The 22,680-nt window shown below is 47.5% G+C and carries 21 protein-coding genes; all 21 read left to right on the plus strand.

Annotated elements, in window-relative coordinates:
• The first annotated feature begins 63 nt into the window (after positions 1–63).
• The 21 genes from B9A14_RS09455 (at position 64) to mutS (ending at position 22,679) form a co-directional block, all read left to right on the plus strand.
• Positions 64–1,179, plus strand: a complete 1,116-nt coding sequence (locus B9A14_RS09455) for a sodium ion-translocating decarboxylase subunit beta (RefSeq protein ID WP_084665461.1) — start codon at positions 64–66, stop codon at positions 1,177–1,179.
• 62 nt (positions 1,180–1,241) lie between these two features.
• Complete coding sequence (locus B9A14_RS17995) at positions 1,242–1,376, plus strand: hypothetical protein (RefSeq protein ID WP_269456735.1); 135 nt, start codon at positions 1,242–1,244, stop codon at positions 1,374–1,376.
• A gap of 156 nt (positions 1,377–1,532) precedes the next feature.
• Positions 1,533–2,042 carry a pantetheine-phosphate adenylyltransferase gene (gene coaD / locus B9A14_RS09460; RefSeq protein WP_084665462.1) on the plus strand — a complete coding sequence of 170 codons (510 nt, stop codon included), beginning with the start codon at positions 1,533–1,535 and terminating at the stop codon, positions 2,040–2,042.
• 121 nt (positions 2,043–2,163) lie between these two features.
• Positions 2,164–2,802, plus strand: coding sequence for a flavodoxin family protein (locus B9A14_RS09465; RefSeq protein WP_084665463.1), 639 nt, complete (start codon positions 2,164–2,166; stop codon positions 2,800–2,802).
• Between the two features lie 98 nt (positions 2,803–2,900).
• The gene (locus B9A14_RS09470; protein WP_084665464.1) at positions 2,901–3,821 is read left to right on the plus strand and encodes an MBL fold metallo-hydrolase; all 921 of its coding nucleotides are present in this window, start codon (positions 2,901–2,903) and stop codon (positions 3,819–3,821) included.
• A gap of 57 nt (positions 3,822–3,878) precedes the next feature.
• Positions 3,879–4,400: a cob(I)yrinic acid a,c-diamide adenosyltransferase gene (gene cobO, locus B9A14_RS09475; protein WP_084665465.1), complete on the plus strand. Its 522-nt coding sequence runs from the start codon at positions 3,879–3,881 to the stop codon at positions 4,398–4,400.
• 77 nt (positions 4,401–4,477) lie between these two features.
• Positions 4,478–6,457, plus strand: a complete 1,980-nt coding sequence (locus B9A14_RS09480) for a methyl-accepting chemotaxis protein (protein WP_084665466.1) — start codon at positions 4,478–4,480, stop codon at positions 6,455–6,457.
• Between the two features lie 24 nt (positions 6,458–6,481).
• Positions 6,482–7,888: a sodium:solute symporter family protein gene (locus B9A14_RS09485; protein WP_084665467.1), complete on the plus strand. Its 1,407-nt coding sequence runs from the start codon at positions 6,482–6,484 to the stop codon at positions 7,886–7,888.
• Between the two features lie 358 nt (positions 7,889–8,246).
• Positions 8,247–9,962 carry a succinate dehydrogenase/fumarate reductase flavoprotein subunit gene (locus B9A14_RS09490; RefSeq protein WP_084665468.1) on the plus strand — a complete coding sequence of 572 codons (1,716 nt, stop codon included), beginning with the start codon at positions 8,247–8,249 and terminating at the stop codon, positions 9,960–9,962.
• A gap of 90 nt (positions 9,963–10,052) precedes the next feature.
• On the plus strand, positions 10,053–10,478 hold the full coding sequence (sdhC, locus tag B9A14_RS09495; protein ID WP_084665469.1) for a succinate dehydrogenase, cytochrome b556 subunit: 426 nt from the start codon (positions 10,053–10,055) through the stop codon (positions 10,476–10,478).
• A 69-nt stretch (positions 10,479–10,547) separates the two neighbouring features.
• Positions 10,548–10,916: a succinate dehydrogenase/fumarate reductase transmembrane subunit gene (locus B9A14_RS09500; RefSeq protein WP_084665470.1), complete on the plus strand. Its 369-nt coding sequence runs from the start codon at positions 10,548–10,550 to the stop codon at positions 10,914–10,916.
• Positions 10,916–11,731 carry a succinate dehydrogenase/fumarate reductase iron-sulfur subunit gene (locus tag B9A14_RS09505; protein WP_084665471.1) on the plus strand — a complete coding sequence of 272 codons (816 nt, stop codon included), beginning with the start codon at positions 10,916–10,918 and terminating at the stop codon, positions 11,729–11,731. Before B9A14_RS09500 ends, B9A14_RS09505 begins: the two co-directional genes overlap by 1 nt.
• Positions 11,732–11,856: 125 nt before the next feature.
• Complete coding sequence (locus B9A14_RS09510) at positions 11,857–12,699, plus strand: fumarate hydratase (protein WP_084665472.1); 843 nt, start codon at positions 11,857–11,859, stop codon at positions 12,697–12,699.
• A 15-nt stretch (positions 12,700–12,714) separates the two neighbouring features.
• Positions 12,715–13,269: a Fe-S-containing hydro-lyase gene (locus B9A14_RS09515; RefSeq protein ID WP_084665473.1), complete on the plus strand. Its 555-nt coding sequence runs from the start codon at positions 12,715–12,717 to the stop codon at positions 13,267–13,269.
• 65 nt (positions 13,270–13,334) lie between these two features.
• Positions 13,335–14,558, plus strand: a complete 1,224-nt coding sequence (locus B9A14_RS09520) for an NAD(P)-dependent malic enzyme (RefSeq protein ID WP_084665474.1) — start codon at positions 13,335–13,337, stop codon at positions 14,556–14,558.
• A gap of 338 nt (positions 14,559–14,896) precedes the next feature.
• The gene (gene guaB, locus B9A14_RS09525; RefSeq protein ID WP_084665475.1) at positions 14,897–16,351 is read left to right on the plus strand and encodes an IMP dehydrogenase; all 1,455 of its coding nucleotides are present in this window, start codon (positions 14,897–14,899) and stop codon (positions 16,349–16,351) included.
• 50 nt (positions 16,352–16,401) lie between these two features.
• On the plus strand, positions 16,402–17,499 hold the full coding sequence (locus tag B9A14_RS09530; protein ID WP_084665476.1) for a DUF362 domain-containing protein: 1,098 nt from the start codon (positions 16,402–16,404) through the stop codon (positions 17,497–17,499).
• A 29-nt stretch (positions 17,500–17,528) separates the two neighbouring features.
• Complete coding sequence (locus B9A14_RS09535; RefSeq protein ID WP_084665477.1) at positions 17,529–17,972, plus strand: PPC domain-containing DNA-binding protein; 444 nt, start codon at positions 17,529–17,531, stop codon at positions 17,970–17,972.
• Between the two features lie 26 nt (positions 17,973–17,998).
• A complete protein-coding gene (locus B9A14_RS09540) occupies positions 17,999–18,478 on the plus strand; it encodes a bifunctional nuclease family protein (RefSeq protein WP_084665478.1) in 480 nt (159 codons plus the stop codon).
• A gap of 137 nt (positions 18,479–18,615) precedes the next feature.
• Positions 18,616–19,974: a tRNA (N6-isopentenyl adenosine(37)-C2)-methylthiotransferase MiaB gene (gene miaB, locus B9A14_RS09545; RefSeq protein ID WP_084665479.1), complete on the plus strand. Its 1,359-nt coding sequence runs from the start codon at positions 18,616–18,618 to the stop codon at positions 19,972–19,974.
• The gene (mutS, locus tag B9A14_RS09550; RefSeq protein ID WP_084665480.1) at positions 19,971–22,679 is read left to right on the plus strand and encodes a DNA mismatch repair protein MutS; all 2,709 of its coding nucleotides are present in this window, start codon (positions 19,971–19,973) and stop codon (positions 22,677–22,679) included. Before miaB ends, mutS begins: the two co-directional genes overlap by 4 nt.
• The last annotated feature ends 1 nt before the right edge of the window (position 22,680 follow it).

Genomic DNA, 22,680 nt, shown 5'->3' on the forward strand with positions numbered 1-22,680 from the left:
GGGCGGACCGCCCCGCAAGACTTAAAAATATAGCAGTTCATCTAAAGAGATTGAGGTGATACTATGCAAGAGCTTTTGATGGGCATAACTGGACTTACGCCCCAGCAAGTTATCATGTTTGTGATTGGCGGTATACTGATCTACCTTGCTATAGCTAAAGACTATGAACCCTTGCTGCTGTTACCCATAGGCTTTGGCGCCATTCTAACCAACATTCCTTTTTCTTCAGCAGTAGGTGAGGAAGGGTTTCTGACCGTTCTACTTCATGGAGGTATTCTAAACGAGCTGTTTCCTATTTTAATCTTCATAGCTGTAGGAGCCATGTGCGATTTTACCCCTCTTTTGCGTAATCCCCTCATGATGGTCTTTGGGGCGGCAGCCCAATTTGGTATTTTTGCTACGATAGTAATAGCAGCTCTTTTAGGATTTGACCTAAAGGAGGCAGCTTCCATAGGTATTATAGGAGCGGCGGACGGGCCTACCACTATTTATGTGGCCACCAAATTTGCTCAGCACCTCTTGGGTCCCCTTTCTGTAGCTGCCTATTCCTACATGTCCCTGGTGCCCATCATTCAGCCGCCGGTGATAAAGCTTTTAACTACCAAGAAAGAACGTATGATCCGTATGCCCTATCGAGAAGGGAAACCGGTGTCTAAAACAGTCCGGATTTTATTTCCCATTGTTGTTACCGTTGTGGCTGGGATCATCGCTCCCATCTCAGTAGCCCTTATTGGCTCCCTCATGTTTGGTAATCTTTTACGGGAAGCTGGGGTAGTGGAGCGGCTGGCTAAAGCAGCTGAAAACGAGTTAGCCAACCTAGTGACCTTGCTCTTAGGTATAACTATTGGCTCTACTATGGAAGCTAGCGCTTTCTTAAACCTAAAAACCCTCATGGTTATGGGTTTAGGGTTAGTAGCCTTTATTTTTGATACTGCTGGTGGAGTGCTTTTAGCCAAGTTTCTTAACCTTTTCTTAAAAGAGAAGATCAATCCCGCTATAGGTGCGTGTGGTATTTCTGCTTTTCCTATGTCTGCTAGAGTAATATCTAAGCTAGTATTAAAGGATGATCCTCATAATTTTGTTATCATGCATGCTATAGGAGCTAACACATCTGGGCAGATTGGGTCCATTATAGCTGGTGGATTGGTTTTGGCCTTAGTGCCTGCACTGCTGGGATAGAATTAAAGGGCACTGGCAATTTGTACACGCTTTAGGGATGGAACTAGGGGGGAGCGACATAAATGGGAACTGTGGCACTTGCACTGGAACTTATGGGTATAGCTCTGCCTACTATGTTTGGGGTTATCCTCATCTTCATAGCTTTAATCAATTTGCTAACTCGGCTTTTCCCTGCGAGAGAAGAGCCGGAGAAGTAAAAAAGAGAAGTAAAAAAATCAGAAGAAATAATGAATAAATCTTGGCTGTTGTGGTTAGAGTATCTAGCTTCGGGATAAGATAGCTGGGAGGAAGTCTAAAGAGGAAGGCTTCCTCCGGCTATACTTATCCAAAAAGCCCTGGGGAGCTGGAGGACAATGCGGATAGCGATATACCCGGGGGTTTTTGATCCCATAACCCTAGGTCATTTAGATGTAATTCAACGGTCATGCAAATTATTTGATAAAGTAATCGTAGCCGTGGCTCAGGATCCTTCCAAAGAACGCCTTTTCACCCTAGGTGAACGGGTCGAATTAGTGCGAACCTCCATTAAAGATCTTCCCCGGGTAGAGGTCAAAACCTTTGATGGAATGTTGGTTGAATTTGCACGGCAGCAAGGGGCCTGTGCTATTGTTCGCGGGTTGCGAGTGGTTTCGGACTTTGAACAGGAGTTTCAAATGTCGATGATGAACAAGAAACTGGCAGGAGAATTAGAAACTATATTTCTTATGGCGGCTACAGAATATTGCTTCTTAAGTTCCCGGGTGGTACGACAGGTAGCTTCTGTAGGAGGATGTGTTAAGGGGCTGGTTCCTCCCGTGGTGGAATCAGCACTTAAGGCCAAGTTTAATAGGCTAAAGCACATACGGGCGGCCATAAAATCATAAAAAAATATAACCATAGTATAAACTACCGGAAAGTTTGACAGAGTAAGAAGCCGGCGGCTGTAGGTGGTATGGCCAGAAGGTACTGACCAGGAGCAACAATATTAAAAAGGAGTAGTGGGGTATGAAGATTTTGGCTATCAATGGTAGCCATCGCAGAGGACGTAATACCGCTAAGATGTTAGAGACGGTTTTGGAAGAGGCACGTAGCCTGGGAGCGGAGACAGAGCTCTTGGAGTTGAGCGATTATAATATAAAACCTTGCCGTGCCTGCAACCATTGCTTACGGGTAATAGAGTGTTCTATCCAGGATGATGACATTAAACTGATCACGGATAAGATGTTAGCAGCCGATGCCATTGTATTGGGTTCTCCGGTATATATTTCTAATGTAACGGGACTAATGAAAAATTTCATGGACCGGACCCGTTGGTTGCATATGTGCCGCAACACTCTTCATGGTAAGGTGGGTGCAGCAGTTACCCATGCGGGGCTAAGAAATGGTGGACAGGAATTAACCCAAATAATAATGGAACGTTATTTGGCCAGCCATGGCATGATAGTAGTAGATAGCCGAGACCAAGAGGGTAGGATCTATAACCATGGGCCCATGGGCACTCTATTTGAACGGCTGGAAGATGGCAGGGTAATATGGAAAAAAGATGTAGAAGAAGATTCTCTGGCCCTACATGAGTGCCGTACGTTGGGAAGGAACATTGTAAGACAACTGCAGCTCTTGAAGGCTGCGCGTCAAGAGGTCTGAGGTTAGATTTTTGCCGCAGGAGACCGCGTGGCGTTAATTTATTTCTCGAGCACCCTTAATGGGAGAGCAGTAAAGAATCAACGACAGGATGAACGGTTATGGCGGAGTTGGTGAGCACTTTTTCCGACGGCGAGCTCTACCTTATTGAATTGCCCCTAAAGCGGGAGGGTTTCCGGAAATTCATTGGCTCTTGGCTGCTAAAGAGCGAGGATGGGCAATTTCTAATAGATGTGGGACCAGCCGTTGCTTTGCCACAACTACTAGCTGCCCTCCAGGATTTGAGCGTTTCCCAATTAGATTATATTCTTCTGACTCATATTCATCTGGACCATGCTGGTGGTGTAGGGGAGTTATTGCAGTATTTCCCTGAGGCCCTTGTGCTTACCCATCCCAAGGCCCGGCAGCACTTGCAAAATCCTACTAGTCTATGGGAGGCCAGTGTTAGGGTTTTAGGTGATTTGGCATACTTCTATGGGCCGATTAAACCGGTACCTACCCAAAACTTTGTCGACCAAGTACCTCAAATAAATACTATAGAAACCCCTGGCCATGCTCCCCACCATTTAAGCTTCCTCTGGCGAAATTTTTTGTTTGTAGGGGAGGCAGCAGGGGTTTATTTAGATTTAGGACAAGGTTTTTATCTACGACCGGCTACCCCTCCTAAATTTTTCCTAGAAACTGCAATCGGCTCTTTGGATGCTCTTTTGAAGTTAGTGGACGATGGGACTAGCATTTGTTTTGGTCACTTTGGTTGGGCACCGGGAGCCAAGAGGATTCTTAAGCTCGCTCGCCAGCAGTTATACCGCTGGAGAGAAATTATCACCGCTGCTTGTAGGGGCTTCCAGCGTCAAGAAGAGAAGGAGCTATTAGTTGTTCTTATGGATGAATTGACGACAAGAGATCCCTTATTGGAGAGCTTTTATCGGTTAGATCCCGCTATTCAGCAGAGGGAAAGATATTTCTTAGAGAATAGCCTTAGGGGGTATTTGGAGTACTTAAGGTCTCGGTTGTTTTGTTAATGGGTTAGATACCACGGGACTGCATCAAATACTTAAGGTATAGGAGGGGGAACTCAGATGAGGAAGGGATTGACTTTAGTCTATACTGGCAATGGTAAAGGGAAAACTACAGCCGCTTTGGGGTTGGCCTTGAGGGCTATAGGGCATGGGCAAAGGGTTTTTATGATTCAATTTATGAAAGGGAGCGCAGAATATGGAGAAATTCAAGCGGCCCAATATCTCCCTCATTTTACCCTGGTGCAAAAGGGCCTTCCTACTTTTGTGAAAAAAGGAGACCCTGGCCGGGAAGATTTGAGACTGGCCAGGGAAGGGTTAGAATTGGCCAGGCAGGTGATCCAGGCCGGAGAGCATGAACTTGTTATTCTTGATGAAGTTAATGTGGCGGTTGATTATGGACTATTAAAAGCGGAGGATGTTTTAGAATTAATAGAGATTAAGCCTGAAGGAGTTACCTTAGTCCTCACTGGCCGTTATGCCTCGGATAAAATTATGGAAAAAGCGGATATGGTTAGCGAAGTTAAAGATATTAAACACCACTACCGACAAGGGATACCCTCTCAACCAGGTATCGAGTACTAGAAGTATAACTTTGGGGTCTTTGTTTGAGGTAAACAGGGTGAGGGAAATAGGTGGCGTAAAGGAGGTTTATAACACGGGTGAAGCTAAGATTTACCCAGACCATGTTCGGGCGCTTGCTGATATGGTTTTTAGTTGTATCCTTTGTACCCCTCGTAGGGGTTAGCTTTATTAATTATTATATTACCCGCAGTCAAATTGTTGCCCAATGTAAACAGAATATGATACATAGTGTTACCTTGACTTCAGGAGCAATCGAAGCTTGGTTAAATGAGAAAATTGTCTGCTTACAAGAGTTAGGTAAAAATCCAGTCTTCCAATCAGGCGATAAAGAACAGATTATGGCTTTTTTAAAAAGCATGAAACAGGCTGTCCCTGAAGCAGAACTCATTTTATGGGCCGGTAGCGATGGACAATCGGTTAATTCTATGGGTGCCACTCCTAGTATAAAAGATCGCGAATACTTTCAGGAGGCCATTCAAGGTAAGATAAGCGTATCTAACCTTTTAATTGCCAAAACAACAGGTAACAAGATCATTATAATAGCGATACCAGTTAGAGTACCTGGTGGTAATTCGGTGCTGGCTATGTCAATTAGGACTGATGTCTTAACTGATATGGTAGCCCGCACTAAGTATGGGAACAAGGGATACGCCTATATGATCGATCGAACCGGTGTGGTCATGGCCCATCCTGATGAGAAGATGGTCATGAACGAGAACTTGACCCAGAGCAATTCCGAAAGCCTAAAATCTATTGCTGAGAAGATGGTGCAGGGTGAAGAAGGGATAGGTGAGTACACCTGGGAAGGTGTAGAGAAACTAGTGGCCTATGCGCCGGTGAAGATAAGCGGTTGGTCTATAGCCCTGGCAGCCGAGACCAGCGAGGTTTATGGGCCGGTGTACAACATGGTGCATTTTAGTCAACGTGCTGCTCTTCTTATGGCCCTCCTAGCTGTATTGTTAGCCTTCGCGGTGAGTCGGCAGTTCTCTGGGCCTATCTTGAAGATAGCCGAGCAGGCCAATACACTGGCCACAGGCGACTTGAGGGTGGCTATTGCTACTAGCTTTTCTGGGGAACTCGGTATTTTAGGCCGTGCACTAAAGAAGATGATCGATAATAGTAAAACTATCTTGACTTATATTAACCAAGCTGCAGAGGACCTAGAGGTAGCCATCCAGGAAATTTCTCAGGCTGCTACCGATACAGCTAGGGCAACGGAGCAGGTAACAGAAAATATAAATCAAATTTCAGCAGGTGCCCAGGAAATGGTTAAGAGCACCAGCCATATAAGCAGTGCAGCAGAAGAAACAGCCGAACAGATAGCTGCTCTGGCAAGAAATGTGGAACGGATAGCTGGGCAGACAGGGCAAACCCTTCAACGTACTGAGGAGGGCAAAAATATAATGCAGGCCCTGGACCAGAAGAATGAGGAGACCCTAAGAAAAGCGGGTATGGTTCAGGAAGCCATGGCGCGCCTAGCAGACCAAGCCCAAAGAATAAGAGGCATAACGGATATTATCACTGGTATAGCAGAACAAACTAATTTGCTAGCTTTAAATGCGGCTATTGAGGCAGCCAGAGCCGGCGAGGCTGGCCGAGGCTTTGCTGTGGTAGCCGAAGAAGTAAGAAAGTTAGCTGAAGCCTCTAGCCAACAGGCTGCGGAAATAGCCAGGGTTGTGGTAGAAGTAACTGGGGATGTGGAAAGAGCTGTCCAGGCAACGCAGGAAGCTACTCGCCTGGTGAAGGAACAAGCGTGTATAGCTGAAGAGGCGCTACGTTATTTTGAAAGTATCGCAAGGGGGTCACAGGAGGTAGCCGAGCTGTTACAGGAAGTGGAAGGCCAGGCCAAGACCGTAATGGAACAAGCCCAGAAAGTAAGTTCGGCCATAAATGATATCGTAGCCACGTCTGAAGAAAGCGCAGCCTCCACAGAAGAAATAGCGGCTTCAGCTCAGCAGATGAGCGCTGCAGCTCAAAATATAAGTGCTAGGACAAAGGATTTAGTTAAGCTTATGGAAAAACTCAAAGAACAAAGCCAAAGGTTTATTCTTACATAAGAATATGGAGATACTCTTCTGGCCATGGGATACGATCTTACAGCAAAGCATGTGGTTGCTGCTGTTTTGACTTTGATCGGTGTTGCCTTGGTAGGAAAGTATGCAGGAAGACACATCCGGGGCTCGGCGGACTTTTTGGTAGGGGGACATAAAGCAAACGCCCTTATTGTGGCTGGTACCATTGTGGGCACCCTAGTGGGAGGTGCCTCCACTATTGGTACTGCCCAGATGGCTTACCTTTACGGTTTTGCCGCCTGGTGGTTTACTCTAGGGGCAGGCATCGGTTGTCTATTTTTGGCTCTTTTTTTTGTAAAACCGCTCTATCAAGGCCAGAAAGACACAGTACCAGAGATATTGATGGCTGAATTTGGCCCCGTTTCTGGTACTGTATCTACCATATTTGTTTCTTTGGGCATATTTTTGAATATTGTAGCCCAGGTCCTTTCGGCTATTGCCCTGTTAACCACCATGTTTAAAATCTCGCCCTTACCTGCTGCTTTTTTGTCTCTTTTACTTATGGCCTTCTATGTTGCTTTTGGGGGTATATGGGGAACAGGCCTGGTAGGTATAGTTAAGCTATTTCTTATATATATAGCCATGCTCAGTGCGGGGCTTATGGCTTGGATGTGGGGCGGAGGTTGGGCCGGATACCAGGCCTCGTTTCCAGCTTATCCATATTTTAGCTTTTTCGGCCGGGGTTTCTGGCAGGATTTTGCCAGCGGTTTTTCCCTGATCATCGGCGTTTTGTCTACCCAAACCTATATTCAGGCTGTGGTTGCAGGAAAGAGCCTAAACCACGCTAGGTTAGGGGCGATACTAAGTGCGATGCTTATCCCACCTATTGGTTTAGCAGGTATTTTTGTTGGTCTATATATGAGAATACATTTTCCCGCTATCGATTCTGCAGCGGCTTTTCCTCTTTTCATCTTAACCCATATAAATCCGTGGCTAGGTGGGGTTATTCTGGCTACGCTCTTGATAGCGGTAGTAGGTACAGGAGCTGGTCTGACGCTGGGTATCAGTACCATTCTGGTAAAGGATATCTATAAGCTTTACTTAGATAAAAAAGCCAGCGATGTTACCCTTTTAAAGGCTTGTAGATTTATGATTTTGGTTATCTTGGCCCTTACACTTTTATTTATCACTGGCAATATCAAATCGCTGGTACTTAAATGGAGCTTCATGTCCATGGGATTAAGAGGGGTAACAGTTTTTCTACCCCTATGTGTGGCACTTTTTGCTAAGGGCAAAGTGGATAGGAAAGCAGCAGTTATATCTATGGTTTTGGCCCCCCTATCTATGTTGGCAGGGAAATTCTTTTTACGGGTTGATTTAGATCCCCTTTTCTTGGGGGTATTAGTAAGCTTTCTTATTATTAGCTGTGGTTATGTAATACACCGTATATCCTACCTTTCTAAAAGGAACACCTAAAAGGAACACTGCTAGCTTGAGGCAGGAGTTGTCTCTTGTTATCGCATAGACTATAGTTTCTAATTCGTTTTAGTGAATAGGATAACATGATTTTTAGAATTTTTTTGGGTAAACATAGGAGGATTTTGCACTAATAAGGCGAATAATATATATCCAAATCTTGATTAGGATGGCAAAAAGGAAGAAGCCACTTTACTTGTGAGAGGATAAATGGGCTTTATCCTCTAGTAAAACAGGTAAAGCCTGGCGTAGAGGATCTGATTAGTTCATGGTCCTGTATGCCAGGTTTTTTATTTACAGTAAGAACGCTAGAAGGGTGGGTTAAGCTTAAGTTAAGAGGAGGTCGCCAACACATCTTATGGAAATTCTTACCCACGATCTCATCATCCTTGGCGCAGGACTTGCTGGGCTTAGGGCAGCCATTGAAGCAGCCAGGGTAAGCCAGGGCCAACTCGACATAGCAATAGTAGCTAAGACTCAGCTTGTACGGCCCCATTCTGTCTGCGCCGAAGGTGGTACAGGAGCAGTAATAAGGCCCGAGGAGGGAGATAGCCCAGAACTTCACGCCTGGGATACAGTAAAGGGGAGTGATTTCTTAGCCGACCAGGATGCTGTAGAGTTGTTTGTCCAGACCATTCCCCAAGAAATCCTGCAGCTTGAACACTGGGGTATACCCTGGTCTAGGCGAAAGGATGGAAGGATCGACCAGCGCCCCTTTGGCGGCCATAGCTTCCCGCGGGCGGTTTTCGCCGCAGATAAGACAGGTTTCTTTGAAGTCCACACCCTCTATGACACATTACTTAAATACCCTAGGGTTACCAAATATGAAGAATGCATGGCCACCTCACTACTAGTGGAGGAAGGCAAGTACTGTGGTCTTACCGCCATAGATCTAAAGAGCGGAGAGTTTTTAGCCTTTCGTTCTAAAGCCCTAATCATTGCCACAGGCGGGGCCTGCCGGATATATGGCTTTACCACTTACAGCCACACCGTAACTGGGGACGGCATGGCCATAGCCTACCGAGCGGGACTACCCTTAAAAGACATGGAATTTGTTCAATTTCACCCTACGGGGCTTGTCCCTTCGGGCATTCTCATTACAGAAGCGGCCCGTGGGGAAGGAGGATACCTCATCAACAACCTAGGTGAACGGTTTATGCAAAGGTATGCCGAGAAGATGATGGAGCTTGCCCCACGGGATATTGTGTCCCGTTCAGAGATGTTAGAGATCGAGGCGGGCAGGGGCTTTCCAGGACCCCAAGGATTAGACTACGTACACTTAGATTTAAGGCACTTGGGTCGAGAGAAAATAAACGAAAGGCTTCCCCTCATAAGGGAAGTAGCCATAAAATTTGCTGGGCTAGACCCTGTAGACAAACCTATTCCTGTAAGGCCAGTAGCCCACTATTCCATGGGGGGCATCCACGTAAATAAGGAAGGCGCCACACCAATAGAAGGTATCTGGGCAGCAGGTGAAGTAGCCTGCGTATCCATCCATGGAGCAAACCGGCTAGGCACTAACTCTACAGCCGAATGCCTGGTCTGGGGAGCTATTACTGGTAAGAAAGCGGCTTTACATGCTATGAAGGTATCATCCTTACCTGAAGTACCCAAAGAAAAAGCCCGTACTGAAGAACACCGGGTCATGGAAGAAATATTCCAGCGCAAGGGTACCGAAGACCTCTACACTATAAGGAAAGAACTCCGTGAAACCATGGATACGCATGTAGGAGTATTTCGCACTAAACAAGGATTAGAAAAGGCGTTAACACAGATAAAAGAACTAAAAGAACGGCTAAAAAAGTGCAGTCTGAAAGACCAGAGCAGAATATACAACACTGATCTAGTATCTTATCTCGAAATGGAAAACATGGTTGAACTAGCTGAAGTCATAGTCGCAGGCGCCCTAGCCAGAGAAGAATCCCGGGGAGGCCATGCAAGGCGCGACTTTCCCCAGAGGGATGACCAGAACTGGCTAAAACACACCCTAGCTTACCATACCCCTTCAGGTCCAAGACTAGAATACATCCCCGTAAACATAACCATCTGGAAACCTACCGAGAGAAAATACTAAAGAAAACCCAAGGAGCCCTAAGCTCATGAAAATGAGTAAAGTTCCAAAACAGAAAAAAGCCCACAAAACGTAAACGAGAAGGTGAAGATTATGCAACGTTACCATAACCGTCTGGGGATAAAAGGATGGATTTATGGAGGCCGCTATAGCCTAGAACGTTACCTTTACACCCTGCACCGTATAACCGGCCTAGGCCTCATCCTCTACCTCTTTTTGCATATCTACGTAACTGCGGCACGTCTTTATGGAGCCAGTGCCTGGGAGAAGACCATGGCTCTCCTTTCAGGGCCAGCCTTTAAACTGGGCGAATATATACTCATGGCAGGGGCCATATTCCATGCGGCCAATGGCCTGCGCCTTATTATCATCGAACTAGGGATGTGTATAGGCAAACCCCAGCGCCAGGAATATCCCTATGTTTCTTCTATAAAAAGACAACGCCCTCTTATGATTTTACTTATGCTTATCACGATCCTCCTTCTACTAATAAGCGGACTCGACTTCTTTATAATTTAACGAAGCTACTCTTACCGAGCCCCAAGATAATCTTTAAGCCCCAAAATTGAGAGTAGGAGGCAAAAAACCTTGCGGGAAGCACATTACTGGCTACTCTCCCTTATAGCTGCCGCCTGCCTTCTAATTCTTTTAGGCTTACACCTTTTCCTTATGCATCTTAACACCCTGGCAGCTTACCTAGGCCTAGCTCCTCAGGATCCACTGGAGTACACCGCGGTTATGGCTAGGGGGAAAAGCTTAGGTTGGGTAGTAGGTTACCTAGCCCTGCTGGGTTTAGCTCTCTATCATGGTCTCTACGGGTTACGTTCTATACTTAGTGAGATTATATATCCTAGGATAGACCACCTGCTCACTCTAACTATAACGGCCTTGGGCCTTATAGCCTTTACCTTAGGAACTTACGTCGTCATTATCACCTACATTATGGAGGGAATATAATGTCTACCTTTAAAATCCAGAGGTACAATCCTGAAAAAGGCGCTAAACCCTACATGCAGACCTATCAAGTACCTATAAAGCCTGGCATGAGCGTTTTAGACTGCCTTTTTTACATTAAAGAAAACCTTGATGCTACTTTAAGCTTTCGAGCTTCCTGCCGTATGGGTATTTGTGGTTCATGCGCCATGTACATCAACGGCCTACCGAGGCTGGCCTGCGAAACCCAAGTTAGGTCTTTACACACAGACACCATAGAGATAAAACCTCTGCCCAACTACGAGATTATAAAGGACCTAGTAGTAGACCTAACACCTTTATTCTATAAACACCAGAAAGTAAAACCGTGGATCATTACCTCTGATCCCTTGGAGCTCGACCGTCCTACCAAGGAATACTATCAATCTCCGGCCCAGCTTGAGAGCTACTTACAATTCGCCTACTGCTTAAAATGCGGTATATGCCTTTCTGCCTGTCCAACAGTAGCCACCGACGAGGAATTTTTAGGGCCACAAGCCCTGGCCCAAGCCTTCCGGTACAGCTCCGACAACAGGGATAACGGCTTTAAGGAACGTATCTCCGTAGTGGATACCCTACATGGCCTCTGGCGTTGCCATATGGCTGGCGCCTGCGCCGAAGTTTGCCCCAAAGGAGTAGACCCTGCCCTAGCTATACAACTTATGAAACGCCAGGCTATTTTCGGTCAGAAAAAAGAGCAGACCAGGCTATTAGAAGCTCCACTGGAAGCAACCACTAAACCCGGTATACCTAAAGCCCCAGAACCCACTGTAAAAAAGAAGACTGTAAAAAAGAAGTAAAAACCTAAAGATAAACAAGGTAAAATCGAGAGGAAGACGAATTAGAAAGAAGGGATTAAAATAAGGAAAAACCCTAAGGCAAACTTTTAAAAGAAAAAGCCACTAACTAAAGAGGGTGATAATCAATGAAAGAGATACACGTAAGCCAGATAGCCGACACAGTAGAGCGCCTCTGTATAGAAGCTTGCACCGTTTTAAGCGAAGACTGGTGGCAGGCTATGGACAAGGCAATAGCTAAAGAAGAGTCACCTTTGGGCCGAGAGATTTTGGAGCTTCTTAAGGAGAACGCTAGGCTGGCAGCTTCTACTAGTGAGGCCATTTGCCAGGACACGGGTATAGCCGTAGTCTTTCTAGAGATAGGGCAAGATGTACACATAACCGGGGGAAGCCTATATGAAGCCATAAACGAAGGAGTACGTAAGGGGTACACCCGTGGCTACCTCCGGAAGTCAGTGGTGAAAGACCCCTTAATCCGGCAAAATACAGGTGACAACACCCCTGCCATAATCCACACAGAAATAGTTCCTGGCTCTAATCTAAAAATAACTGTAGCCCCCAAGGGCATCGGCTCCGAAAACACCTCAGCCCTAAAAATGCTAAAGCCGGCCGACGGCAAAGAAGGTATTATCCGCTATGTACTAGAAGTAGTAGAACAAGCAGGGCCTAACCCTTGCCCGCCTATAATAGTAGGGATAGGGTTGGGAGGCAACTTTGAAAAAGCAGCCCTCTTAGCTAAAAAGGCCTTATTACGCCCTTTAGGGGAAAGACATCCTGCTCCCCATATATCTGAACTAGAAGAGGAACTCCTAAAGCGCATCAACGCTACAGGCATTGGCCCCCAAGGGCTAGGCGGCCGTATCACTGCTTTAGATGTACACATAGAGACCTATCCTACCCATATAGGGGGATTGCCGGTAGCTGTAAACATCCAATGCCATGCTGCCCGGCATGCGGAAGCTATCCTTTAGCGAGGTGAACCTGGCATGAAAAGGATTACCACGCCTCTTAACCCTGAGATTATACAAGAACTTAAAGCTGGGGAAAGGGTAAGCCTAAGTGGCGTAATCTATACAGCCCGGGACGCGGCCCACAAAAGACTAGTGGAGGCCTATCTGGCAGGAGAGAAGCTGCCTATAAACTTAGAAAACCAAATTATCTACTACGTAGGACCCTGCCCAGCTAAACCGGGGAAAGTGATCGGTTCAGCGGGTCCCACCACCAGCGGCCGGATGGACCCCTATACCCCTCTCTTAATCCGGGAACTGGGCCTAAAGGGCATGATAGGTAAGGGCAGCCGCAGCCAGGAAGTTATTGAAGCCATGGAAGAAAAAGGGGCAGTATATTTCTTAGCTATAGGGGGTGCCGGAGCCCTTCTCGCGCAAAAAATTAAAAAAGCCGAGGTAGTGGCTTACGAAGACTTAGGCCCAGAAGCCATCTACCGGCTAGAAGTGGAAGATTTTCCCCTGATAGTCGGTATCGACTGCCGTGGTAACAACGCTTATCTTGAGGGGAAGGCACGATACAGACTAGACACCTAAAAACAAGGAAGGGAAAGGATTGCTCCTTCAAAATTATTTTCGAGATTTTAGGAGGGAATACATAAATGGACCTTCGCACTAAAGCCCTAACCCTGCACAAGGAAAACAAAGGGAAAATCGCCATCCAGAGCAAAGTAGCGGTCAAAAACCGGGAAGACCTAAGCCTGGCCTACACCCCCGGAGTGGCCGAACCCTGCAAAGAGATCCACCAGAACAAAGAACTCGTATGGGAATACACCTCCCGGGGCAACCTCATAGCCGTAGTCACCGATGGAAGCGCTGTACTAGGCCTAGGAGACATAGGCCCAGAAGCCGCTTTACCTGTCATGGAAGGAAAATGCGTGCTCTTTAAAACCTTTGCTGGCGTAGACGCCTTCCCCTTGTGTCTTGCCACCAAAGACGTAGACAAAATAGTAGAGACCGTAAAGCTAATTTCCCCCACCATAGGTGGAGTTAACCTGGAAGACATATCCGCCCCCCGCTGTTTCGCCATAGAAGAGCGCCTTAAAAAAGAGACGGACATACCCATCTTCCACGACGACCAGCACGGTACAGCCATAGTAGTAGCTGCTGCCTTAATCAATGCCCTTAAAGTAGTAGAAAAAAAGATGGCTGAGGTAAAGGTTGTCATCAATGGTGCCGGCGCAGCCGGCATTGCGGTGACCAAGCTTCTTTTAGACATGGGAGCAGGGGATATAATTCTTTGCGACAGCAAGGGGGCCCTTTATAGAGGCCGACTAGAAGGGATGAACCCTTACAAAGAAGAGATAGCCCATAAGACTAACCGGGAAGGAGCCAAGACTTTGCCTGAAGCCCTAAAGGGCGCCGATGTTTTCATAGGATTATCGGTAGGTGGAGCGGTAACCCAGGATATGGTAAGGAGCATGGCCAAAGACGCTATAGTGCTGGCCATGGCCAATCCTGTTCCTGAGATATATCCTGAGGAAGCCAAGTTAGCGGGGGCCAAGGTAGTGGGGACTGGCCGTTCGGACTTTCCCAATCAGATAAACAACGTTTTAGCTTTTCCTGGGGTTTTAAGGGGGGCGCTAGATGTACGGGCACGGGACATAAATGAGAAGATGAAGATAGCTGCGGCCCATGCCCTGGCAGCCCTGGTGGACGAAGAGAGGTTGGGTCCTGATTTTATCATCACGGATGTATTTGATTCCAGGGTAGCTCCTGCTGTAGCTGCGGCGGTGGCTCGCGCGGCCATGGAGAGCGGGGTAGCACGGGTAAAGAGGGACCCCAAGGAAGTGGAAGAGAATACTAGGAAGATTGTAGGAGTTTAGTAGGACGGGAGGGGAAGATGGAAGAACAACAGACATAGGAACAGCAAATAGCTAGGTCCTCGGGTTACCCGAGGATTTTTATTAGCCCTTCGAGGCAGGAGTTTTTCTTTTTCAAGGCGAATTCCCTAGAAAGGATTTGAGATGCGGTTGGAGTAGAGTATGCGAGCTATTTAGGCGTTATTAAACTAATTGGGGGTTTATGGTATTTTGTTCGAAAAAGGGAGATGAAGTGGAGATGAAGTAGAGATGAAGTGGAGGTACAGGTTGCCTTGTCTTCCTTCCCAGAGTGATCTATAATAGGCAATAACTATTTTAGGCTTTGGGGAGGAGGGGATGGTTTGTCAGAAGATAAGATTATCGGAGAGGGCCTTACCTTTGATGATGTCCTTTTGGTACCAGCTTTTTCGGCTGTACTCCCGCGGGAAGTGGATGTGAGCTCTTACTTCACCCGCGGGGTTAGACTCAATATTCCCATCGCTAGCGCTGGCATGGATACAGTAACGGAAGCCAGGATGGCTATTGCCATGGCCCGGGAAGGCGGGATCGGGGTTATTCATAAGAACATGTCCATTGAACGCCAGGCCAAAGAAGTGGACCGGGTTAAGAGATCCGAACATGGGGTTATAACTGACCCTATTTCCTTAAGCCCAGACCATACCATTGGCGAAGCAGTAAAGATTATGGAGCATTATCATATATCTGGTGTTCCTATTACTGAAAAGGGTAAATTAGTAGGTATTATCACTAATCGCGATATCCGGTTTGAAGAGGATTATAGCCGGCCTATAAGGGAAGTGATGACCAAAGAGAATCTGGTTACGGCACCAGTGGGGACAACCTTAGAACAGGCTAAAGAGATTTTGCGACGTTATAAGATCGAAAAATTGCCCCTGGTGGATGAAAACTTCAATCTCAAGGGGCTTATTACCATAAAGGATATTGAGAAGGCCCGCAAATACCCCAATTCGGCCAAGGATAGCAAGGGTAGGCTTCTGGTAGCTGCGGCCGTAGGGGTAAGTAAAGAAACCATGGAACGGGTAGAAGCTTTGGTGGCCGCCGGTGTAGATGTGATAGTGGTGGATACAGCCCATGGTCATTCCGAGAATGTGCTACGTACGGTGGCAGCCATAAAGCAAAAATACCCTGACTTACAAGTGGTAGGGGGAAATGTGGCTACAAAAGAAGGGGCTTTGGCCCTCATTGAAGCTGGGGTGGACGCCGTGAAGGTGGGCGTAGGGCCTGGTTCCATATGTACTACCAGAGTTATAGCGGGTATAGGTGTTCCCCAGCTTACAGCCATTTTAGATTGCGCCCAGGTGGCGCGGAAGAAAGGGGTACCCATTATCGCCGATGGTGGGATTAAGTACTCGGGTGATATTACTAAAGCCTTAGCTGCTGGGGCAAGCACAGTAATGATCGGTAGCCTTTTGGCTGGTACCGAAGAAAGCCCTGGCGAGATCGAAATTTACCAAGGCAGGAGTTTTAAAACCTACCGTGGCATGGGTTCTCTAGGAGCTATGAAGGAGGGTAGTAAGGATCGGTATTTCCAAGAGGAAGCGGATAAACTGGTGCCGGAAGGTATCGAGGGCCGGGTTCCCTATAAGGGCCCGGTAGCTGAAACTCTTTTCCAGCTTGTTGGGGGACTTAAAGCGGGTATGGGGTATTTAGGGACCCGCTCCATCCCTGAACTGCAGGAAAAGGCGCGTTTTATCCGTATAACCCAAGCTGGGCTTAGGGAAAGCCATCCACATGATGTTATAATTACTAAAGAAGCCCCTAACTACCGGATATAGAAACCGGAAATAGGGCAGCTTTTAAGAAGAGAGGAGAAGGAGAGGGAGAGATGGTAGCTGAAGTTTTCTGGGCGGATATGCGTACTGAAAAGGGCAAGAACCTAGCAGATAAAGTGGAGAGGCTTTGGCGTAGGGCGGGTTTTGATAAAATTATATCCAACGGAGATCTGGTAGCCATAAAGATCCATTTTGGGGAGAGGGGCAATCTAGCCTATATCCATCCTGCCTTGGTCCGCAGGGTAGTGGAATTAATACGCCAGCAGGGGGGCAAGCCCTTTTTAACCGATACTAATACCCTATATGTGGGTTCACGTTCCAACGCAGTTGATCATTTAGAGACAGCTATAGAACACGGTTTCGTTTATGCCGTGGTAGGCGCACCGGTCATTATTGCCGATGGACTAAGGGGAAAAGATTATATAAATGTACCTATAAACCTCAAGCGGTTTAAAGAAGTAAAGATCGCTAGCGCTATATATCATGCCGATGCTCTCGTGGTTTTAACCCATTTTAAGGGCCATGAGCTGGCTAGCTTTGGGGGGACATTAAAAAATTTAGCTATGGGGTGTGCAAGCCCCAGCGGCAAGCAGATGATGCATTCGGATGTCCTCCCTGTGGTAACGGAAGAAAAGTGCACGGGCTGTGGACGTTGCCAGGAATGGTGCCCTGCCGGGGCGATTACTGTACAGCATAAGGCTTCAATTGATCCGGAAAAGTGTATAGGTTGCGGAGAATGTACAGTAACTTGTCCCCGCAAGGCCATAAAACCAAACTTTAAGTCCGAGCCGGAAGTTTTGCAAGAGAAGATGGTGGAGTACGCTTACGGTGCCCTTAAGAATAAAATTAATAAAGTAGCTTTCTTTAATTTCGTAATGCATGTATCACCTGATTGTGACTGTAATTCCTGGAACGATGCCCCTATAGTGCCTGATGTAGGGATTTTAGCTTCCTACGATCCTGTAGCTTTAGATCAAGCTAGCCTAGACCTGGTGAACGCCCAGCCGGTTTTACCAGGAAGCATCCTAGAAGAGAAGGGAAAAGCAGGGGACAAGTTTTTGGCCCTCACTGGATATGATGGGACGAGGTTGCTTGCTTATGCAGAGGAGATAGGAATGGGGAGCAAGAAATATAATTTAACCCGTGTTTAAATGTGAGGTAAGCAGGAGGTTAGAGAGAAATGGAGAATCTATATGTTAAGAAGTGGGAAGCTAAGCCGGGACGTGTTTTGGCCTTCCGTTTAGCGTATGGGTGTGATCTGCTAAAGGCTTTGCAGGCGATGGTAGAAGAAAATGATATCCGCTTTGGATGGTTACATTTCCTAGGGGGTGTCCAGAAAGCCAGGGTAGCTTACTACTTGCAGGATCGTAAAGAATTTGTTACTCTGAGTTTAGAGGAACCTATGGAGATCTTATCTGGATCGGGTAATATAAGTTTGCGTGATGGTAAACCTTTTGTTCATGCGCATGTAACTTTTATGGATAAAGAGGGGAAAGCGTGGGGAGGCCACCTGGTAGAGGGTACGGTGGTCTTCGCCGGTGAAGTGTTCATCCAGGAGTTGCTTTTACCGGCACCGCCCGAGAGGGTGTATGATGAGGTTACGGGCCTATCCCTTTGGGTGTAAGGTGAAGGGGCAGGGAGGTGGGTTGTATGCTTATACCTGTCAAGGTAAAGCAGATTGTCCTGGACCAAAGCATGAGCCCAGTGGTGTTACTGGTGGACCAGGAGGAATCCCAAGTCCTCCCCATCTGGGTAGGTCCCTTTGAGGCCCAGGCTATTGCCATGGCCTTGCAGGGGATCCTAACCCCACGGCCCATGACCCACGACCTGCTGCGGTCCCTCTGCGAGAGCCTGGGAGCCAAGGTGGAACGTGTGCTAGTCCAGGACATAAGGGATGGGACTTATTATGCTGAGCTCTACCTAAACCACCAGGGTAAAGAAGTAGTGGTAGATGCCCGGCCTAGCGATGCCATTGCCCTGGCTCTCCGGACAAACGCACCGTTATACATTACTGAAAAGGTAGCTGCTTATACTTTATCTATAGAAGACCTCATGGGGGACGAACAAAGTGAAGGTATGCAAGACCTGTTCCAGCCCAAGCCGGATATAGACAAGAAATCCTTACATTAAAAATCTTGCCTTAACCTAAAGGGTAGCCATCAAACTAGGATAGCTAGTTCGGTTAAGGACTTGGAGATATAAGGCTTCTTCCAAATTGAAGAAGCCTTTTTCTTTGGCAGGAGGAAAAAGCACGTTATAATTATGGTATGGTAAATTTAAAAAATCTAGTAGGAGGAAACTCTCCAGTGAAAAGCTACTGGATTAAGGTCTACGGTTGTCAAATGAATGAGAGGGATGGCGAGATTATCGCTGGCCTTTTGGAAGAGGCTGGCTACTACAAGGCACCGGCCATGGAAGAGGCTGATGTTATTGTTTTGCATACATGCTGTGTACGCGAGAAGGCCGAAAACAAGGTATATGGTCGCTTGGGGCAGCTGGCCCGCCTTAAAAGTAAAAAGCCAGATTTGGTTATTGCGGTAGGAGGGTGTATGACCCAGCAACCCGGTGCCGCTGAAAAAATGAGGGAAAAGGCACCCCATGTAGATTTAATATATGGTACCCATAACCTCCATGAGCTACCCCAGCTTCTTAAGAAAGTAGAAGAAGAGCGAAGGCCTGTGGCCGTTATATGGGAAAAAGAAGGGCCTGTAGTAGAAGGGTTACCCCTTCGTCGCGCTCACGGGGCCAAGGCCCTGGTGACCATTAGTTACGGCTGTAACAATTTTTGCACTTATTGTATTGTGCCTTATGTGCGGGGGCGGGAGCGTAGCCGGAGGCCAGAAGATATAATAGAAGAGATTAAAGCCTTGGTAGCCGACGGGGTCTTGGAGGTAATGCTCCTGGGCCAGAACGTTAACTCCTATGGTAAGGATCTGGAAGACGGTGTTGACTTCGGTAATCTTTTAGAAAGAGTCAATGCTATTCCAGGCCTCCAGAGGATACGTTATATGACTTCTCATCCCCGCGATTTTACCCTTAAGTTGGTGGAAACCATTAGCCGGCTGGACAAGGTTTGTGAACATGTTCATCTCCCTGTCCAAGCCGGGAGCAATCGAGTCTTGGAACTTATGAATCGCGGGTATACCCGGGAGTATTACCTGGAATTGGTAAAGACCTTACGCCAGTATATACCTGGAATAAGCATAACCACGGATCTCATCGTAGGCTTCCCTGGGGAAACAGAAGACGATTTTCAGGACACCTTAGACCTGGTGGAACAAGTACAGTTTGATAACGCCTTTACCTTTATGTTTTCTCCCCGGAAGGGAACAGTAGCTGCTACTTTACCTGGGCAGTTGCCCCTAGAAGTAAAGAAGGAGCGCCTCTATAGGCTGATGGAGGTCCAGAACAGGATAAGCCGGGTCAAAAATGAAGCTTTGGTAGGCCAAGAGTTGGAAGTTTTAGTGGAAGGCCCCAGCGAAACGGATCCCGAGAAGTTAAGCGGGCGTACCCGGACTAACAAGTTGGTGATTTTTCCAGGGCCAGAAGATCTGGTGGGGAAACTCGTCAAGGTAAAAATCACCCAAGCCCAAACCTTCCTCCTTAAAGGGGAAGTTGCGTCATGAAGCGAAATGAGGGACAATCCCTTACCCCTATGATGCAGCAATATAGAGAGCTTAAAGAACAGCATAAAGAGGCCATTTTGTTTTTTCGCTTAGGCGATTTTTATGAGATGTTTTTTGAGGATGCCATAGTAGCCTCCCAAGAGCTGGGCTTGGTTCTAACTTCCAGGGAATCCGGGGAAAATGCGCCGCCCATGTGCGGGGTACCCTACCACGCTGCCGATGGTTACATTGCCAGGTTGGTGGCCAAAGGGTACAAGGTGGCCATCTGTGAGCAGATGGAGGATCCCCGCTTGGCTAAAGGCCTAGTAAGGCGGGAAGTGGTACGGATAATAACCCCCGGTACCATTACAGATGATAAAGTGTTACCGGAGAAGGGTAACAACTTCTTGGCTGCAGTGGTACCCCAAGGGGAATGTTATGGCTTAGCCTGGGCTGATGTCTCTACCGGCGAATTTCATGTGAAATATTGCGCTTCTTTTTTAGAGTTAGCTGACGAACTAGCGCGCCTTAATCCAGCAGAGTGCCTTTTGCCTTCCTATTGGTTAGGGAAAACTGATATAGTTAAAAGACTTCAAACCTGGTATTCTGGTGTTTTTACACCCTGGGATGAGGGTTTAGAGCCTGACGTAGGGTTACAACTTTTAAGGGAACGTTTCGGCTCCCAATGGCAACTAGAAGCTAAGGGGGAAGCTTTGGCTGCCTGTAGCCTACTTTTGAGCTACCTTTTGGCCACCCAGAAAAATACCCTCCCCCATTTAAAGCCCCCTTCTTTGGTGGAAGATATAGCTTATATGGCCCTTGATCAGGCCACGCGGAGGAATTTGGAGCTTTTTTTAGCTGGCCGGGAGGCGGGCCGCCGGGGCTCCCTTCTTTGGGTACTGGATCGGACGGCTACGGCCATGGGCGGCCGGACCTTAAAGCGATGGCTGGAACGGCCCTTAGTTAAACTGGAGGCCATCCGGGAAAGGCAGGAAGCAGTTAAGGAGTTGGTAGATAATTTTATCCTACGCCAGAAGGTGGAAGGTTTTCTTAAGAAGGTAAAGGATCTGGAAAGGCTTGCCGGACGCGTGGCCTATGGTACGGCAGGAGGTAGGGAATTACAGGCCCTGCGCCATTCCCTGGAGGTTGTTACCCCCCTTAAGGAAGCTCTAAAGGAAGCGAAGGCGCCCCTCCTTAAGGATGTAACTAAAGAGCTAGATGCCATACCTGAAATCACCGATCTTATAGCCCGGGCTTTGGTGGAGGAACCGCCAGCGGGTGTAAAGGAAGGGGGGCTCATCCGGCCTGGCTACCATCCCGAGGTAGACCGCCTACGGGAAGCGATTACCCATGGCCGGGAGTGGATAGCTGAACTGGAAAACGAGGAAAGGGAGCGTACGGGTATCAAATCCCTGAAAGTAGGTTTTAATCGGGTCTTCGGGTATTACATAGAGGTTACTCGCCCTAATTTATCCTTAGTCCCGGCAGATTACGAAAGGAAACAAACCCTAGCTAATGCCGAGCGTTTTATTACCCCTCGTTTAAAGGAACTCGAACAGCAGGTCCTGGGAGCCGAGGAAAGGCTGGTAGAACTGGAATATGAACTGTTTCAGGAACTCCGTTCCCAGGTGTTGGCTGTATTACCTCGGATTCAGGCTACAGCCAAAGCCCTAGGAGTCCTAGATGCCCTTTACTCCTTAGCCTCTGTAGCCGCCGAGTACAACTATACTTGTCCAGTGGTAGATGAGGGGGAAGTGATCGAAATTCGCCAGGGCCGCCACCCGATGTTAGAAAGGGTAGGGGAGGGGGGAAACTTCGTCCCCAACGATACTTTTCTAGATTGCGGAAGGCAGCGTCTGCACATTATTACTGGGCCTAACATGGCCGGCAAATCCACTTATATCCGCCAGGTAGCCTTGATAGTGTTGCTCGCTCAGGTGGGGAGTTTTGTACCAGCTAGCTGGGCCCGGATAGGTTTAGTAGACGGGATTTTTACCCGGGTGGGTGCTGCTGATGATCTTTTTGCCGGCCAGAGTACCTTCATGGTGGAGATGCGGGAGGTGGCCTATATCTTGAGCCGGGCCACCCGCCGTAGCCTCATTATACTAGATGAAGTAGGACGGGGGACTAGCACCACCGACGGTTTGAGCATAGCCCGGGCTGTAGTAGAATATATCCATGACCGTATAGGTGCCCGTACTCTTTTTGCTACTCATTACCATGAGTTGGTAGAACTAGAACAGTACCTACCTGGGGTTAAGAACTATAGTGTGGCTGTTCGAGAGCAGGGGAAAGATATCCTATTTCTCCACACCATAATACCCGGGGGAACGGATAAAAGCTACGGGATCCATGTGGCTAGGCTAGCCGGGTTGCCCGAAGATCTAATCCGGCGGGCAGAAGAACTCCTTAAAGGTATTTATCAAGAAGGAGAAAAGGGGAGTGGGAAGAAGGTTCAGGAAGGTCTGCAAGAGGACTATAGGATTTTGCTTAGGGCTCAAGGAGAAGTGTTGGAACCGGAGCCGGTGACCCGGAGCCCAGAAGAGCAGCCTCCTAAGTCCAGGAGGACGGCTATCGAGGCAGAGGTATTAAAGGAACTGGAAAATTACAATCTCTTTAACAAAACACCCTTAGAAGCTATGCAGGCTATTTTTAACTGGCAAAAGAAGCTTGCCGCCCGGAAGAAAGTGGTTCGCGATGAGCAACAACTAAGGTGGTGGGGGTGAA

It is taken from the genome of Thermanaeromonas toyohensis ToBE (genome assembly GCF_900176005.1).
Taxonomy (GTDB): domain Bacteria; phylum Bacillota; class DSM-521; order Neomoorellales; family Neomoorellaceae; genus Thermanaeromonas; species Thermanaeromonas toyohensis.

What these genes read in the sequence shown, in the direction of transcription:
- B9A14_RS09455 (WP_084665461.1), top strand. Translation starts at nt 64, where the DNA reads ATGCAAGAGCTTTTGATGGGCATAACTGGACTTACGCCCCAGCAAGTT.
- B9A14_RS17995 (WP_269456735.1), top strand. Translation starts at nt 1,242, where the DNA reads ATGGGAACTGTGGCACTTGCACTGGAACTTATGGGTATAGCTCTGCCT.
- coaD (WP_084665462.1), top strand. Translation starts at nt 1,533, where the DNA reads ATGCGGATAGCGATATACCCGGGGGTTTTTGATCCCATAACCCTAGGT.
- B9A14_RS09465 (WP_084665463.1), top strand. Translation starts at nt 2,164, where the DNA reads ATGAAGATTTTGGCTATCAATGGTAGCCATCGCAGAGGACGTAATACC.
- B9A14_RS09470 (WP_084665464.1), top strand. Translation starts at nt 2,901, where the DNA reads ATGGCGGAGTTGGTGAGCACTTTTTCCGACGGCGAGCTCTACCTTATT.
- cobO (WP_084665465.1), top strand. Translation starts at nt 3,879, where the DNA reads ATGAGGAAGGGATTGACTTTAGTCTATACTGGCAATGGTAAAGGGAAA.
- B9A14_RS09485 (WP_084665467.1), top strand. Translation starts at nt 6,482, where the DNA reads ATGGGATACGATCTTACAGCAAAGCATGTGGTTGCTGCTGTTTTGACT.
- B9A14_RS09490 (WP_084665468.1), top strand. Translation starts at nt 8,247, where the DNA reads ATGGAAATTCTTACCCACGATCTCATCATCCTTGGCGCAGGACTTGCT.
- sdhC (WP_084665469.1), top strand. Translation starts at nt 10,053, where the DNA reads ATGCAACGTTACCATAACCGTCTGGGGATAAAAGGATGGATTTATGGA.
- B9A14_RS09505 (WP_084665471.1), top strand. Translation starts at nt 10,916, where the DNA reads ATGTCTACCTTTAAAATCCAGAGGTACAATCCTGAAAAAGGCGCTAAA.
- B9A14_RS09510 (WP_084665472.1), top strand. Translation starts at nt 11,857, where the DNA reads ATGAAAGAGATACACGTAAGCCAGATAGCCGACACAGTAGAGCGCCTC.
- B9A14_RS09515 (WP_084665473.1), top strand. Translation starts at nt 12,715, where the DNA reads ATGAAAAGGATTACCACGCCTCTTAACCCTGAGATTATACAAGAACTT.
- B9A14_RS09520 (WP_084665474.1), top strand. Translation starts at nt 13,335, where the DNA reads ATGGACCTTCGCACTAAAGCCCTAACCCTGCACAAGGAAAACAAAGGG.
- B9A14_RS09530 (WP_084665476.1), top strand. Translation starts at nt 16,402, where the DNA reads ATGGTAGCTGAAGTTTTCTGGGCGGATATGCGTACTGAAAAGGGCAAG.
- B9A14_RS09535 (WP_084665477.1), top strand. Translation starts at nt 17,529, where the DNA reads ATGGAGAATCTATATGTTAAGAAGTGGGAAGCTAAGCCGGGACGTGTT.
- B9A14_RS09540 (WP_084665478.1), top strand. Translation starts at nt 17,999, where the DNA reads ATGCTTATACCTGTCAAGGTAAAGCAGATTGTCCTGGACCAAAGCATG.
- miaB (WP_084665479.1), top strand. Translation starts at nt 18,616, where the DNA reads ATGGTAAATTTAAAAAATCTAGTAGGAGGAAACTCTCCAGTGAAAAGC.
- mutS (WP_084665480.1), top strand. Translation starts at nt 19,971, where the DNA reads ATGAAGCGAAATGAGGGACAATCCCTTACCCCTATGATGCAGCAATAT.